The following is a 14,352-nucleotide window of genomic DNA, read 5'->3' on the forward strand; positions in this document are numbered from 1 at the left end:
GATACGCTAACTGTGACAAAGTTTTCAACTTTGTTACCGTTGTTTCTATCGTTCAATGAGTTTTATCAGTAGGTCTTCCAAACCGTTACGCTTTATCTCAAACATTTCTTCCATGAGTGTTCCCAATTTCCCGGGAGGAAATCCCTTTTGTTTGAACCACACATAATAGGGTTCGGGCAGTTTTACGAGGTATTGTCCTTTGTATTTGCCGAAGGGCATTTTATAATTAGCGAGTTCAATAAGGTGTTCGGGACTTGGATCGAAAAAGTTATCTCCAGGCATCGTAGGCTTTTAATTGTGCTGCAACAAAGTTTCGCCATACATGTTCTCCTACTTCATTCTTGGAATGATCAGACTCTGCATCGTAACGATCCTGCATTATCTTTCGTTCCGTTTCGATCGTCTCATAGATGCGGCGGATCTCCTCTTTTCTATTGTCTGAAAAATTGAATTCTTCCATGCGCTTTCTGAAGATTCGAGCGTGAAGTTCGGAAATGTCGAAATGGGTTTGTTCGTGTTTCAGAATATATTCTGAAGCAGCTTCGGGGCGATACCAAGAGAGCTTCGGATAGAAATTACTTTGAATAGTATACTCAAAAATGCGTTCTCCGTTTCTTTCAGAATATGAATACGAAAACGATAAACCCGAATTGGTACTGGCCACATAGCTGCTATTCCCTTCCGGAACACCTTGAAAATCGGCCCACGTCAATTGATCGGGTGCACGCCAAGGAATCTTTTCCGAATAATTTTCCGAAGAAAAAAATCCGAACAAAACAAGAAGTAAAGTCGTAAACAATTTCATATGCAGCTAACGTGAAAAATCTTTTTTTATTGAGTTTATCTAACGGTTAGGAAGTGATACCGTTCCAGTGAAATACAACCACCCGTTCAATGTCCGGGTGCAGACTATAGTGTACCGGGCAGGTATTGGCGGTTCGTTCCAGAATAGTCCGTGATTTATTGTCAATACCTTCCGGAAGCTGCATCGTTACCTCGATCTTTGCAATACGACGCGGGTCTGCCGCCATGGTCTTAGTGACCTGTGCTGTGGTCCCTTTGAGATTAATGCCAAGATCACGCGCCTTGATCCCCATCATGGTAAGCATGCAATTGGCTAATCCGGTCGCTATGGTGTCGGTTGGTGAGAAAGCTTCTCCCTTACCGTTGTTATCGAGCGGCGCATCGGTAATGAAGGTGTTTCCAGATTGCAAATGCTTGCATTCGGTGCGTAGATCCCCAAGATATGTTACCTTAGCGGTACTCATCTTACTTCTTCAAATTGAAGGTCGTTGGTATATTTAATTAGATAGACCGCCTGATTTTCGTAGCCTGAAAAAGGTTTTTTTGCATATCGAAACTTATTTTCAATGTATTCTGTCTCAACGTCCATCGCCATGGCTTCATAAAGATCGTCGGCTGAAGCCAAACGCAGCAGTACATCCAACGTCACATCAAATCCTCTTACGGCGTACCGATTTGGAAGTACTCCATAGGTGTTTTTGTAGGAGATTAAAAAAGCACTCTTCTCATTGTAATTGTAGCTTCGGTTTACAGAGGGAAAAGTGAATCCTAATTTTGCCAAGTGCATATTGGACACATCATGATAATCGTACGCTTCGTTCTTGTCCAGCGTAAAGAGTCGAACTCTGTTGCTTGCAGGAATACCGTTTAAAAGACCTACCACATTGCTCACCAATACAGGATCGGTCGATTCCAGAATCACCCAATTCTCCATGCCGCTTTCCAGCTTAGAAGCAATATCCCCTTGATATAAAAAGTTTCCTTTACGCGGACTTACAGCCCGTGCTCTTGGTATCGCCGTCATGATGATATTCTTTTGAGCCGATCGGGTTGCGTCACTCACCAAGATCACATTCTTATCGGCCGTATTCGCCATTATGTATTGCAGCATACTGTTTTGCAGTAATTCTTCTGTAGGCAGGGTTTGAAACAGATTTGGAGCGGTTTCGATCTGTTTATTACTAAGGGGCGAAAAGACCGGAGTCAAAGCAACTTTAAGATCGGCCACCGCCTTTTCTACGTTTTGTCGCAGTAGCGGACCGATCACTGCATCTGCTTCCTTTACATTGTTTCGTGAGATGATATTCCCAATGGTACTCGTACTGGCTTCGGTGTCGTATACGTCAAGTTGCACTGAAATACCTTTGTCCTTGGCAAACTCCGCCGCCATGAGTACCCCGCTGTAGAAATCGAGCGCAACACGCAGTGTTGCGTCACCTTTCAGCAAACCAATATTCACATCGGTCGAATCGCTCTCTGCTCTTTGTAATCGGAAGGGTAAAAGCACAGCCACTCTTTTTTTGCTTCGGTTTTTTATATAATTCTCAAGATCCACTTTTTCGGTCTTTGAACCGATCACAGCAGTACTTTGTTTTGGTACTTTTAGCACCATGCCCTCTTTGAGTCCGTCTTTTGCATACGGATTAAGCGCAATGATCTCTTCTTCAGTAAGACCCAGCTTTACCTTTAAACGATAGAAACCTTCTTTCGCCTGTACTTCGTAAAAATCATATTTCTCGTCTTCGATTACAGCCGATTCGGTAACAGGATCATTCGGCACTTTCAAAACCATTCCAACAGGCAAGGACTCCCCAAGTGATGGATTCAGCTTTTCCAATTCGGCTACTGAAATACCGTATTTTCGGGCAATTCCGAATTTCGTTTCCTTTGGCAACACTGTATGAGTGGCCGATTTGGAGGTTGTGCTCGTTTCAGAAGTATTGTTAATAACCGTGTTACTACTTGTTTCCGAAGCATAAGGAATACGAATCTTCTCCCCTTTTTTCAATTGGCGGGAGTACAATTCCTTATTGTATTTTTTAAGATCTTCTACCGGCACGTTATATAACTGAGAAATACTAAAGAGCGTTTCCTTTCGCTTCACCCGGTGCATTTTAAAAGAAGTATTCTCATTGCTGTTACTAAAAATAGAAGCTGTCGGCAGGATCAATACCGCATTTGTTTGAACTCCTTGTCGGGCATCGGGATTCAACCTATATATGTCAGCTTCGGTGGTATTGTATTTTTTAGCGATACTGTACACCGTTTCTCCGGGCTGCACGACATGCGTCTTGTATTGCTCCTGTTGGGCAGCCGTTCCGCAGCCAAAGCTTAAAAAGCAAACAAATGTAATATAGATCAATAGTTTCATATTATTCCCATTCTATAGTGGCAGGCGGCTTCGAACTTATGTCGTACACTACTCTATTAACGCCTTTTACTCTATTTATTATATGGTTGCTCGTTTCCTGTAAGAATGCGTACGGAAGATTCACCCAATCGGCGGTCATCCCATCTGTAGATTCCACGGCTCGAAGTGCTACTACTTTTTCATACGTACGTTCATCTCCCATGACACCCACACTTTGTACAGGTAGTAATATAGCACCTGCCTGCCAAACCTGATCGTATAGATTCCATTTTTTAAGTCCGTTGATAAAGATCGCGTCCACTTCTTGTAAGATACGCACTTTTTCGGCAGTGATGTCCCCAAGAATTCGTATGGCCAATCCCGGACCGGGAAATGGATGACGCCCCAGAAGTTCAGGGTCAATACCCAGCTCCTTCCCAACACGTCGCACTTCATCTTTGAATAACATTCGCAGGGGTTCCACCACTTTCAATTTCATAAAATCCGGTAATCCGCCCACGTTGTGGTGTGACTTTATAGTAGCAGAAGGACCTCCGGTAGCCGAGACACTTTCAATGACATCGGGATAGATGGTGCCTTGCGCTAACCAATGTACATCTTCTACGAGATTTGCTTCGTGATCGAACACTTCAATGAACGCATTTCCTATTGCCTTTCTCTTCGCTTCCGGATCACTTATGTTTTCTAAGGCTTTCAAGAAGCGTGCCGAAGCATCCACTCCTTTTACGTTCAAGCCCATATCCTTATACTGGTGTAGCACACTTTCGAACTCGTTTTTCCGAAGCAAACCATTATTCACAAAGATACAATACAGGTTCTTGCCGATAGCCTTATTAAGCAGGATGGCTGCCACTGTAGAATCAACACCCCCGCTAAGTCCCAGAACAACCTTGTCATTTCCAAGTTGGTTCTTTAAATTTTGAACAGTTTCTCCCACAAATGCTGCCGGTGTCCAAGTTTGGGGAACTTCGGCGATATGAACCAAGAAGTTCTCCAATAACTGTTTTCCGTGTGTTGTGTGATACACTTCAGGGTGGAACTGGATCCCGTACGTTTCCTCCCCATCTATAAAGAAGGCAGCATTAGCAACGTCATCGGTACTCGCAAGGCGTACACCGTTCTTAGGGAGTTTCGCAATGGTATCACTATGACTCATCCACACTTGAGTGTTTTCTTCAATACCCGCGAAGAGTCCGTCGCTGCTTATTATGGTCGATAATTTAGCACGGCCGTACTCCCGTATGTTTGACGGCTCCACGCTTCCGCCGTTAAAATGAGCGAGGTATTGCGCGCCGTAACAAACCGCCAACAGCGGTTTGTGACCTTTGATCTTGGAAAGGTCGGGATGCGGCGCATCCTCGGCGCGCACCGAAAACGGGCTGCCCGATAAAATGACGGCTTTATACTCTTCTAAATTTTCAGGAATATGATGATACGGGTGAATTTCGCAGTAGATATTCAGTTCTCGAACGCGTCTTGCTATAAGCTGCGTGTACTGCGACCCAAAATCTAAAATAAGGACGTTGTTTTGCATAGGCAAAAGTAAGGTAAAAATTCATTTTGACTAAAACGCTTCGTAAAAAATTTACAGGTTTTTACCGTTCTACCGAGATTTCATAAGGGAACGTTAGAGAACCTCATTTTTCAGTTAAAACTATGCTAAATCACATCCTTACGCAGGTCGCAGGTATTTAAATGTGGTATTTTTAGGGATATGATCGACGCACCACTCATACACAAAATCTGCAAGAATCTGGAAGACGAACTACCGGTGGACGAACACCTTCCTGAAAACGGACGCTTACATATCGATAAGCTCTTACCCTATATTTGCGTGTATCGTTATAAAAGGAGCGATCCGTACTTTTCGGGACTCTTAAAGACGCAGGCGTCTTATCTAATCGTTAAGGATACTGTTCGCATTTCAGAACTTATTGAATGTTTATCGAAAAGTATCTCCAAAAAACTCAATTCCTTCCTTATTATTGAAATGTGGCCCGTACGAGAAGACCATCAAGCCTCCTTTGAGATTTCGTGTCCCAAAGGGAAAGCTCCCGCAACCATCGCAGCTTTGGAGAATGGGATTAACGAATTGCGTGTGCTCTACCCGGAAATATCGGTTACCGTAACCGATACGGCACAGCGACACCCCTCACACTTATCACCGTTGCTCAATGTGGAAGAATCCAAGGCAACGGGAAGCCTTACGCTGGGTTTGGCGGTTCCCACCATCTATGAACGTCCTGAAGAGAACGCTGTCTTCTCTATTTTCTATCGAAAATTCGTATCACGCTTGTCCGAGATCATTAAGAGAGCCGTCTACGAATTTATACGTGTACAAACATCGAATCCGTATCATCATTACCTAATGTTGGGTAAAACCAATATTGACAGAATCACCTTGGAAGCAGATGAATCGCTAGCAGAAATAAGCGAAGGCATGTCCTTTCTGCTTCGAACCACACCGGTAAACAGCACCCAACAGTGGGAACGATTTAAAGAGAGTGGTTTTACGAAAGATCCGGCCTTTACGTATCGTTTGGTCGCTTTGGATCCCGAAAAAGAAAAAAGAAAATTGTACGACATTCCCATTGAGAAAATAGACGATCCTACCTTGGCATTCATTCTTAGGGATAAGCGATTGGAGATCGAAAAACAACTTACCATGCTTGAAGAGCGCGGTACCGACAATTTTCGGTTCATTGGCGAGAGCTTGTACGGAGGCATTGAAGAGAAAACTTTAAACACTGCCATGGCGTTGCTGAAAAAATTCAGAAATGGAGAACCCGATACAGCCATGGAACGCATCAATTGTCATGAATTTGCCGCACATGCCCAAGAAACCATGGACTATTATCAAGAAAGATTTCCGAAACAACAGCTTTCCATGGAGATACGAAAGGATGTGGCCGGGATCATGGTTTCAGAAACACGTTTGCTTATAAGCGATGAGTTATCCATGGATGCCAGCAGATGTGATGCACTTATACAACATGAGATCGCAACCCATATTCTTACCTATTGTAACGGAAAGAAACAACCTATCAAACAAATGTATGCCGGATTTGCCGGCTACGATCAATTACAGGAAGGTTTGGCCGTTTTGGCGGAATATTTGGTCGACGGTCTTACGATCAACCGATTACGACTCCTAGCGGGACGTGTTGTCGCGGCGCATTCCCTCACCCGAGGCGCCAGCTTCATTGAGACATTCACACTTCTACATAATACGCACAACTTTCCTGAAAAAACGGCCTATTACATAAGTATGCGTGTGTATCGCGGTGGCGGACTCACGAAAGATGCAGTCTATTTGTCGGGTTTGCAACATGTTTTGGACTACATTCAGGATGGAGGCAGGCTGGAAACGCTCTATACCGGTAAGTTCAATACCAATCATGTTCCCCTTGTGGAAGAATTGTTGCACCGCGAGGTGCTGCAACCTCCGGAACTACCGCGTTTTCTCGAAAGAAAAAGCGTACAAGAACGCATAGAACGAATAAAAAAAGGAATTCACATTACAGACCTCTTAAACTAAACACTATGAAAATTGCATTCATCATTAACGACCATACCACCGAAAAACCCAATTTTACTACTCCGGCACTGGGTTTTGCCGCTTACAAAAGAGGCCATGAGGTTTATTTTATCGGTGTAGGCGAATTGGCTTATGCCAGCGACGGTCACTTATCGGCTCGTTGCAAAACGATCACGGGTAAGAATTTCAAATCGCAGGAGACCTATTTCAAGGCAGTGCAAAAGGAAGAGTTCACAAAGATAACTTCGAAGGAGTTGGATGTTCTATTTCTTCGGAACGATCCTTCAGATGAGATCAACGAGCGCGATTGGGCTCAAAATGCCGCTTTCATTTTTGGCGAGATCGCGACACGAGATAATGTAATTGTTATCAACCACCCCAGCAGTTTGGCAGGTGCCGTGAATAAGATGTATTTTCAGCATTTCCCGGAGATCCTTAGACCAAAGACCATAATTACGCGTGATCACAAAGAGATAAAGGAATTCTTTAAAGAACAGAAGCAAAAAATGATACTTAAACCCTTACAAGGTTCCGGTGGCACCAATGTTTTTATGATGGATAAAAAGAACGAACACAATCTTGCCCAGACGATAGATGCCATTTGTCGTGACGGATTTGTCATCGCGCAGGAATATTTACCGGAAGCCAAAAATGGGGATACCCGCCTATTTCTAATGAATGGTGTCCCGTTACAGGCGGCAGACGGACAATATGCTATTATGAAGCGTGTCAATGCCAGTGGAGATATTCGCAGTAACATTCATGCGGGAGGAAGACCACAAAAGGCAAAAATGACCGACCAAATATTGGAACTGGCGGAGATCGTGCGCCCAAAATTAGTGCAGGACGGGATGTTTTTGGTGGGTATTGATATTGTTGGTGACAAATTGATGGAGATCAATGTATTTAGTCCCGGCGGCCTTAATGTAATGGGAGAAATGTATGAAACCGATTTTTCTACCGAAGTGATAAAATCCATCGAAAAGAAGGTTCATTATAACAATACATATGAGGACTATCTGTTTAACAGCCGTCTGGCTACTTTATAAGGTGATGATCGTGAATTCGGGGCGCAACGGATCCAGCTTTTCTTTTAGTTCAAAAAGCAAATTCTCACCATGAGCTAGGTAAAATTCAGAAAAATTGGTGTGTCGTTCTTGAAGGCTTTGCTGCGGAAATAAGTGCGACTGTAGTGTTGAAAGTCGGTACAGTGCATCTTCGAGTTTTCGTTTCTGTGCTTTAAGCAGTCGTTTCTCCAAATGATCCAATCCGTTGAGTTGTTTCTTTTCCTGCGCTGCCACAGCTCCAATGAATGAAGCATCGGTCTTTTCGGCAAGATCATAGAGTTCTTTAAACTGCTGTTGCAAATGCGCCCGCTGGGGCGAAAAGTCGATTTCGATATTTGAAAGTTGATGGGTATATTTGGTTCGTAACGCTGAAGGACTTTGAAAAAGATCCTTGATCGGGACGTTCATTCTAGTTAGTTTTTCTGAAAGTTGCTTCGGAAGAAGCAGTACCGAATTACGAAGGAGCAGTATGGGGAAAGAAATCTTCACCGAATCAAAATAATCCTTCAACTGAAACCAATACGCCAATTCTCCACCGCCGCCTACATAACAAAGATTGGGTAAGATTATTTCTTGATAAAGTGGCCGCAGCAATGCATTCGGTGAAAATCGTTCAGGGTGCGCGTGCAACTCGGCACGTAGTTCTTCTATATTAAAAGATTGCCGAGTTTCGTTTATAAAATAGGTTCCATCGCGTTCAATGATCCGTTCCCGCAGCCCATCTTTCAAATAGAACAGATTGATCTCTCGCGGATGCACTTGTTCGGGATAGCCAAGGTCTGTAAGTTTTCGGGTCGTTTCGGTAATGTGCCGAAAGGACTGATTTTGGGTTAGTTCCTTTTCAACATAAGGAATGAACTGCTTTTTTAGCTCAGCATCATCGCCATCGATAATCACCAAACCATATTGACCAAAAAGTGCATTCGCCAAAAATCTTGTTGCATCGGCCAAAGTAGGGTGTTGTGTATACGCTTCAGAAAACAGAGAAAGTAACTTTCTTCCGGTATCGCTCTCGCCCCAAGCTTCCTTCAGTTTTGGCAAAAGATCGCCAAGTCCTTCGGTAGCCATACGTCCCACAGCTCCCTTTGATGTTTTTTCCCACGCAACCTTCTTTCCGAAGAGATTAAAATAATTGATCTCTTCAAAATCGTGATCTTCGGTCGCCATCCAGAACACGGGTATAAAATGATCGTTGGGATGCGTAGCCGAAAGGGTTTCTGCCAAATTAATCACCGAGATGATCTTATATAAAAAATACAAAGGCCCCGAAAAGAGATTGAGCTGATGACCTGTAGTGATGGTAAAGGAATTCGACTCCTTAAGCATATCGATGTTGCTAAGCGTTGCCTGAGATAAGGGAAGGTCCTTGTATTGTGTTAAAAGACGGGTCGCCAGCACCTTGCGCTGATCGGTTGTGAATTGTGCTCGCTTTTCTTCCAGTTGTGCTTTAAAAGAAGATAGCGCTGCTTCCCGATGGTAGAATCCTTCAAGCGCAGGGTCTTTTTCAAGATAATCACATATAAGCGTTGAAAAGTAACCGGTTTCAGAATACGGAAGCGTAATAACGGACATAGGCGAAGTTAGAAAACTGAAACAAAAATAAACAGTTTAACGGGTTTATCTTTTAAAGATACGTTAATCTTAAAAAAACGAAATACGGAAATTGTAATTCGGAATAGTTTCTTAGCTTTAACCTTCAAATTAATCCAATTAATTCATGACACGTCTTCTTACGCTCTTACTACTCTTTATTTCTATATCCATTTCCGCACAACTACAATCCCCTTCAGACTTCTTAGGGTATGAGATAGGTACGCAATTTTCCAGACACGCCGATGTGGTTCGTTATTTCGAGCACGTAACAGCCAATAGTACTATGGTAACTTATCAAACCTACGGCAAAACAAATGAACGACGCCCGCTTACATACGCCGTAGTTTCAACAGAACAGAATCTGGCAAACATTGAAACCATACGTACCGATAACTTAAAGAATATTGGCATGCTTGCCGGAAGTGCTTCTCCTACTACCACCATCGTTTGGCTTAGCTACAACGTTCATGGCAACGAAGCTTCCAGTACCGAGGCTGCGATGCAAACCTTATACACGCTAATCACCGAAAAGAAAGACTGGTTGCAAAACACTGTGGTGATCATAGACCCTTGTGTCAATCCCGATGGTCGTGATCGATACGCAAATTGGTATAATCAAGTAAAAGCGACACCTTACAATACTGCACAAGACGCTACAGAGCACAATGAACCCTGGCCGGGTGGCAGACCTAACCATTATTTGTTCGATCTTAACCGGGATTGGGCCTGGGCGACTCAAGTGGAAAGCAGGCAACGCTTAAAGATCTACAACCAGTGGATGCCACACGTGCATGTAGATTTTCACGAACAAGGCATCAACGAACCTTATTATTTTGCTCCGGCGGCAGAGCCCTATCATGAAGTGATCTCTCCATGGCAACGAGAATTCCAAACCCAAATAGGAAAGAATCATGCACGTTATTTCGACAAAGAAGGCTGGTTGTTCTTCACCCGGGAGCGTTTCGATCTACTGTACCCTAGTTATGGCGACACCTACCCTACCTTTATGGGTGCCATAGGTATGACCTATGAGCAAGCGGGTCACGGAATGGCCGGATTGGGGATCGAGACCGATGAAGGGTATGTTTTGACACTGGTAGATCGTGTTGCACATCACACCACAACAGGCCTTTCCACCGTTGAGATCGCATCCCAAAACGCTGCAAAGCTCAATACCGAGTTCAAAAAATTCTTTAATAACAGTGATCTACGCTATAAAAGTTATGTATTGAAAGGCAATCCTGATAAGATACAATCGTTGACCGATCTTCTTGACCAACACGAGATACAGTATGGCTTTGCCAGTGGTGGTACGGTAAGCGGTTTCAGCTATTCAAAAAATGAAAAAGGAAATATGGATGCCAATGGCGCATTGGTAGTAAGTACCAATCAGCCCAAAGGAAAAATGGTAAAGGTCTTGTTTGAACCCGATGCAGCATTGAGCGACCCTTTAACCTATGACATTACCGCTTGGAGTGTCCCCCATGCCTATGGTTTGGAGACCATTGCCAGTACAACATTGGTGTCTGCCACCGGAAATGCACCGACTTCGAACGCATTAAATACCCCTGCACCTTCATCGGCCGGGTATATTGCCAAATGGAACAGCTTGCAGGACGCAAGTTTCCTGTCGGAATTACTTCAAGAGGGCATTCGTGTGCGTTTTACCGGAAAGGATGTGCGTTTTGCGGGAACAGCATTTGACAAGGGAAGTTTGATCATTACCCGAAGCGATAACCGCATGCATCAGGATTTTGACACCAAAGTGACAGAAATCGCTAATACACACAAACGTGCCCTATTTGCATCCCCAACCAGCTTTGGAGATACCAATACCGATTTTGGATCACCTGATGTAAAATTAGTAAACAAACAGCGCGTTGCCGTCTTGAAAGGTAATGGCACCTCCTCCTTGAGCTACGGGACCCTGTGGCATTTCTTTGAGCAACAATTAAAATACCCTATCACTTCCATAGATACCGAAGATTTCCCGCGAATAGATCTTAGAAAATACGATGTACTCATCCTTCCTGAAGGATGGTACGGACGGGTTTTCAATGAGGGTGTAATGGACGATCTTAAGGATTGGGTACGAGATGGCGGAAAGGTTATTGCCATGGGACGTGCGGTAAGCGTTTTCGAAGGAAAAGACGGATTTGATTTGAAGAGCAACGCTTCGGAAGCGGAAAAAGAGGATACAGTAAAGGGAAATCTCATTCCCTATGATCAGCGTGAACGCGAAAGCGTGAAGGATTTTATTACGGGTAGCATCTATAGAATCACAGTAGACGGCTCGCACCCTATGGCTTATGGCTATGGCGATACCTATTTCAGCTTAAAACAAGGAAACGAATCCTATCAATTTCTGGAAAATGGTTATAACGTGGGATATATCGAAGGGGATGCTGTGAGTGTTTCCGGATTTTCCGGTGCCGATGCCAAAGCGGGCTTAAAGAATTCCTTGGTTTTTGGGGAAGCGCGAATGGGACAAGGCAGTATTATCTATTTGGTCGACGACGTGCTGTTCCGCTCGTTTTGGGAGAACGGCAAGTTGTTCCTGGTAAATGCTGTGTTCTTTGTGAATAACAATGCATTTTCCCTCTAAGGATGGTACGGATACCAAAAGTCTGAAAACCTTTTAATACGTTTGTTGCGACGTACCTTCAGAAGGGAGGATTCTGGAATCAACTTGGAAATAATATTCCGATTTGATCACATGGCACAACCATTCCATATAATTGGCAGAACGGCGGGTAAAACGGTAGTTAAGTGCTTTTTCCATCTTTGTAAAGATTAAAAGCAGAAGCAGTACTGTACTATGTGAAGAATTAGGGTAAGAATAAATGTAGGATAAAATTTACATTTATAAACTATAATTGTAATCTTTTTCTTACTTATTCGATCAATGGAAGGTTCCTTAGATGTACTACCCAAAAGCACCCTTTATTCTAATACCACCTTTTTTTATTCTTTTTGGAAGCGACCGATTTACGGCCTTTTTTATGTTTACTGCCTTTTTTCTTATGAATGGGCGGCTTGGCCTTTGGGTCCAGCGGATACGGATGGTCTTCCACCACATGTAGGGCTCCTTGAATGATCTTTTGAATCGCTGTCACATACGTCTTCTCATCGGCTGCACAAAAGGAGTACGCCATCCCTTCAAGTCCTGCCCTACCCGTTCTTCCAATTCTATGAATGTAGGTCTCCGGGATGTTGGGCAAATCGAAATTGATCACAGCATCGAGTCCGTCTATATCGATGCCGCGAGAGGCAACATCGGTCGCAATAAGAATAGATGCTTGTCCCGCTTTAAAATCATTGAGGGCTAATTGACGTGCACTCTGTGTCTTATCACCATGAAGACTAATCGCGTTGTAATTATTCTTCAGCAGGGTTTGTTCCAATTTATCGACGCCATTTTTTGTTCTTCGGAAGATTAAGATAGTACCCTTAATTTCATTCCGAAGCAAATGCAAGCACAATTCAATTTTATTGCGCTTAGGCACATAGTATAGTCGTTGTGCTACTTGTTTCCCGGTAGCCCCTAAAGGGGTCACTTCCACTCGCTCCGGATCCTTCAAGATCGTTTTGGCAAGTTGCACTACCTTTGCAGGAAGGGTCGCCGAGAATAATAAGATCTGCTTGCTATCGGGACATAAACGTTCGATCTTTTGTACATCATCAATAAAACCCATATCCAGCATGAGGTCGGCTTCATCGATTACAAGTATCTCAACCTCGCTAAGATCTACGATCTCTCGTTTGCGAAGGTCCAGCAAGCGTCCCGGCGTTGCGATGAGAATATCGACCCCTTTGTTTAACATATCTTTTTGCGGTTCTAAGGATGTACCTCCAAAGACCACAGCCGAACGCAGATTGGTATATTTTCCATAGAGTTTGAATTCTTCGGCGATTTGCACAGCCAATTCACGTGTAGGACTCACGACCACAGCCCGCACCTTACCACCTCCTTTTTTTATATCCTGTTGGTGAAACAGCCGTTGCAAGATGGGTAAGGCAAAAGCTGCAGTCTTCCCTGTCCCCGTTTGCGCAGAAGCGATCACATCCTTGCCGTGTAAGACCAGCGGAATGATACGCTCTTGAACGGGCGTAGGAGTTTCATACCCTTTTTCATACAAGGCTTTAAGAAGTGGTTTGTTGAGAGCAAGCTCGGTAAAGTGCATGTGATGCGTTTAGGGTTGAACTGTAAAGGTAGCTGAAATAGTAGGAATACTTCCTATTGAACAACCGCTTATTTATCCATTTGGTAGCGCTTCGAATTTGAACGTATGAGAAGATATGGAACGCCTGTAAGGATTGCCGCAAACAATGCGATGGTTTCAATGATAGATTCTTTCAGCAGATAAGACAACAAAACCCCCAACAGAATAATGGCCGCCATAGTGAACATCACATTGCGAAACAGCGTAGCGATACCAATGATGTCGTACCGAGCTTTTTCCTCCTTGGACATAGTATTGTAGCCGGCGATCAACCCATAGGCCTTTCCATATTTAATAAGAATACCCAGAGCTATAAACAAGAGCGCCACAAAAATTAGCGTTGCCATAGATGCAATTTAAAAGAAGGTATTGAATTGTACAAATTTGTTCAAACAAAAAAATAGGACGGAGCCGATATATAAATAGTACGTTAAACAATCCTGAATGCTGTTACAAAGTTTTTCAGTCGTTAATAATCTTTCACGAGGGTGAGATTTAGCTTTCCATAACGTTGCAGTGATTCATTAGCACGGATCTTGTAGGTGTATTTACCTTTCTCTAATAGCGTTTCGCCTACGTAGTCTACAGGCTGAATGGTAAAAACACTTCCTTCAATTTCAGGTTTTACAAAGGCATACGGATATGCAAGCTCAAACTCTTTATAGGAACTCTCTTACATGGCTGAAAGATCGCCATAAGGAATCGGTCCCTTAGAAGTATTTACACAAATCCTCTTATACATATAATTACTTTTAT

General features: G+C 43.5%; 12 protein-coding genes. 3 read left to right on the forward strand and 9 right to left on the reverse strand.

Annotated features, from left to right (window positions below; all coding sequences use genetic code 11):
- Positions 1-45: 45 nt before the first annotated feature.
- From AACZ11_RS09035 to guaA, 5 genes are read right to left on the reverse strand one after another with little or no spacing between them, the layout of a single operon-like run.
- A complete protein-coding gene (locus AACZ11_RS09035; protein WP_290627406.1) occupies positions 46-282 on the reverse strand; it encodes a DUF3820 family protein in 237 nt (78 codons plus the stop codon).
- Positions 269-805 (reverse strand): DUF922 domain-containing protein, encoded by a 537-nt coding sequence (locus tag AACZ11_RS09040; protein ID WP_290627404.1) that lies wholly within the window; start codon positions 803-805, stop codon positions 269-271. Before AACZ11_RS09040 ends, AACZ11_RS09035 begins: the two co-directional genes overlap by 14 nt.
- 46 nt (positions 806-851) lie before the next feature.
- Positions 852-1,268, reverse strand: a complete 417-nt coding sequence (locus AACZ11_RS09045) for an OsmC family protein (RefSeq protein ID WP_290627402.1) — start codon at positions 1,266-1,268, stop codon at positions 852-854.
- Entirely contained in the window at positions 1,265-3,175 is a 1,911-nt protein-coding gene (locus AACZ11_RS09050) for a LysM peptidoglycan-binding domain-containing protein (RefSeq protein WP_290627400.1), read from the reverse strand. The genes AACZ11_RS09045 and AACZ11_RS09050 overlap by 4 nt, the downstream gene beginning before the upstream one ends.
- Position 3,176: 1 nt before the next feature.
- Positions 3,177-4,709, reverse strand: a complete 1,533-nt coding sequence (gene guaA / locus AACZ11_RS09055) for a glutamine-hydrolyzing GMP synthase (RefSeq protein WP_290627398.1) — start codon at positions 4,707-4,709, stop codon at positions 3,177-3,179.
- Between the two features lie 180 nt (positions 4,710-4,889).
- On the opposite strand from guaA, the gene AACZ11_RS09060 reads away from it, so the two are divergent.
- Both AACZ11_RS09060 and AACZ11_RS09065 read left to right on the forward strand, forming a co-directional pair.
- Positions 4,890-6,713: a tyrosine/phenylalanine carboxypeptidase domain-containing protein gene (locus AACZ11_RS09060; protein ID WP_290627396.1), complete on the forward strand. Its 1,824-nt coding sequence runs from the start codon at positions 4,890-4,892 to the stop codon at positions 6,711-6,713.
- 5 nt (positions 6,714-6,718) lie between these two features.
- The gene (locus tag AACZ11_RS09065; protein WP_290627394.1) at positions 6,719-7,762 is read left to right on the forward strand and encodes a glutathione synthetase; all 1,044 of its coding nucleotides are present in this window, start codon (positions 6,719-6,721) and stop codon (positions 7,760-7,762) included.
- Here AACZ11_RS09065 and bshC read toward each other — a convergent pair.
- Entirely contained in the window at positions 7,757-9,352 is a 1,596-nt protein-coding gene (bshC, locus tag AACZ11_RS09070; protein WP_290627392.1) for a bacillithiol biosynthesis cysteine-adding enzyme BshC, read from the reverse strand. The two genes, AACZ11_RS09065 and bshC, sit on opposite strands and share 6 nt — an antisense overlap.
- A gap of 145 nt (positions 9,353-9,497) precedes the next feature.
- Between bshC and AACZ11_RS09075 the strand changes: the two genes are divergently transcribed.
- Complete coding sequence (locus tag AACZ11_RS09075; RefSeq protein ID WP_290627390.1) at positions 9,498-11,978, forward strand: M14 family zinc carboxypeptidase; 2,481 nt, start codon at positions 9,498-9,500, stop codon at positions 11,976-11,978.
- Positions 11,979-12,011: 33 nt separating this feature from the next.
- Here AACZ11_RS09075 and AACZ11_RS09080 read toward each other — a convergent pair whose 3' ends face one another.
- The 3 genes from AACZ11_RS09080 to AACZ11_RS09090 all read right to left on the reverse strand — a co-directional run bounded on the left by AACZ11_RS09080 (position 12,012) and on the right by AACZ11_RS09090 (position 13,943).
- Positions 12,012-12,155, reverse strand: coding sequence for a hypothetical protein (locus AACZ11_RS09080; RefSeq protein ID WP_290627388.1), 144 nt, complete (start codon positions 12,153-12,155; stop codon positions 12,012-12,014).
- 166 nt (positions 12,156-12,321) lie between these two features.
- Positions 12,322-13,557, reverse strand: a complete 1,236-nt coding sequence (locus AACZ11_RS09085) for a DEAD/DEAH box helicase (RefSeq protein ID WP_290627386.1) — start codon at positions 13,555-13,557, stop codon at positions 12,322-12,324.
- 68 nt (positions 13,558-13,625) lie between these two features.
- Entirely contained in the window at positions 13,626-13,943 is a 318-nt protein-coding gene (locus AACZ11_RS09090; RefSeq protein ID WP_290627384.1) for a DUF3784 domain-containing protein, read from the reverse strand.
- Positions 13,944-14,352: the final 409 nt, after the last annotated feature.

Origin of the sequence: uncultured Altibacter sp., assembly GCF_963972995.1 — a bacterium.
Taxonomy (GTDB): domain Bacteria; phylum Bacteroidota; class Bacteroidia; order Flavobacteriales; family Flavobacteriaceae; genus Altibacter.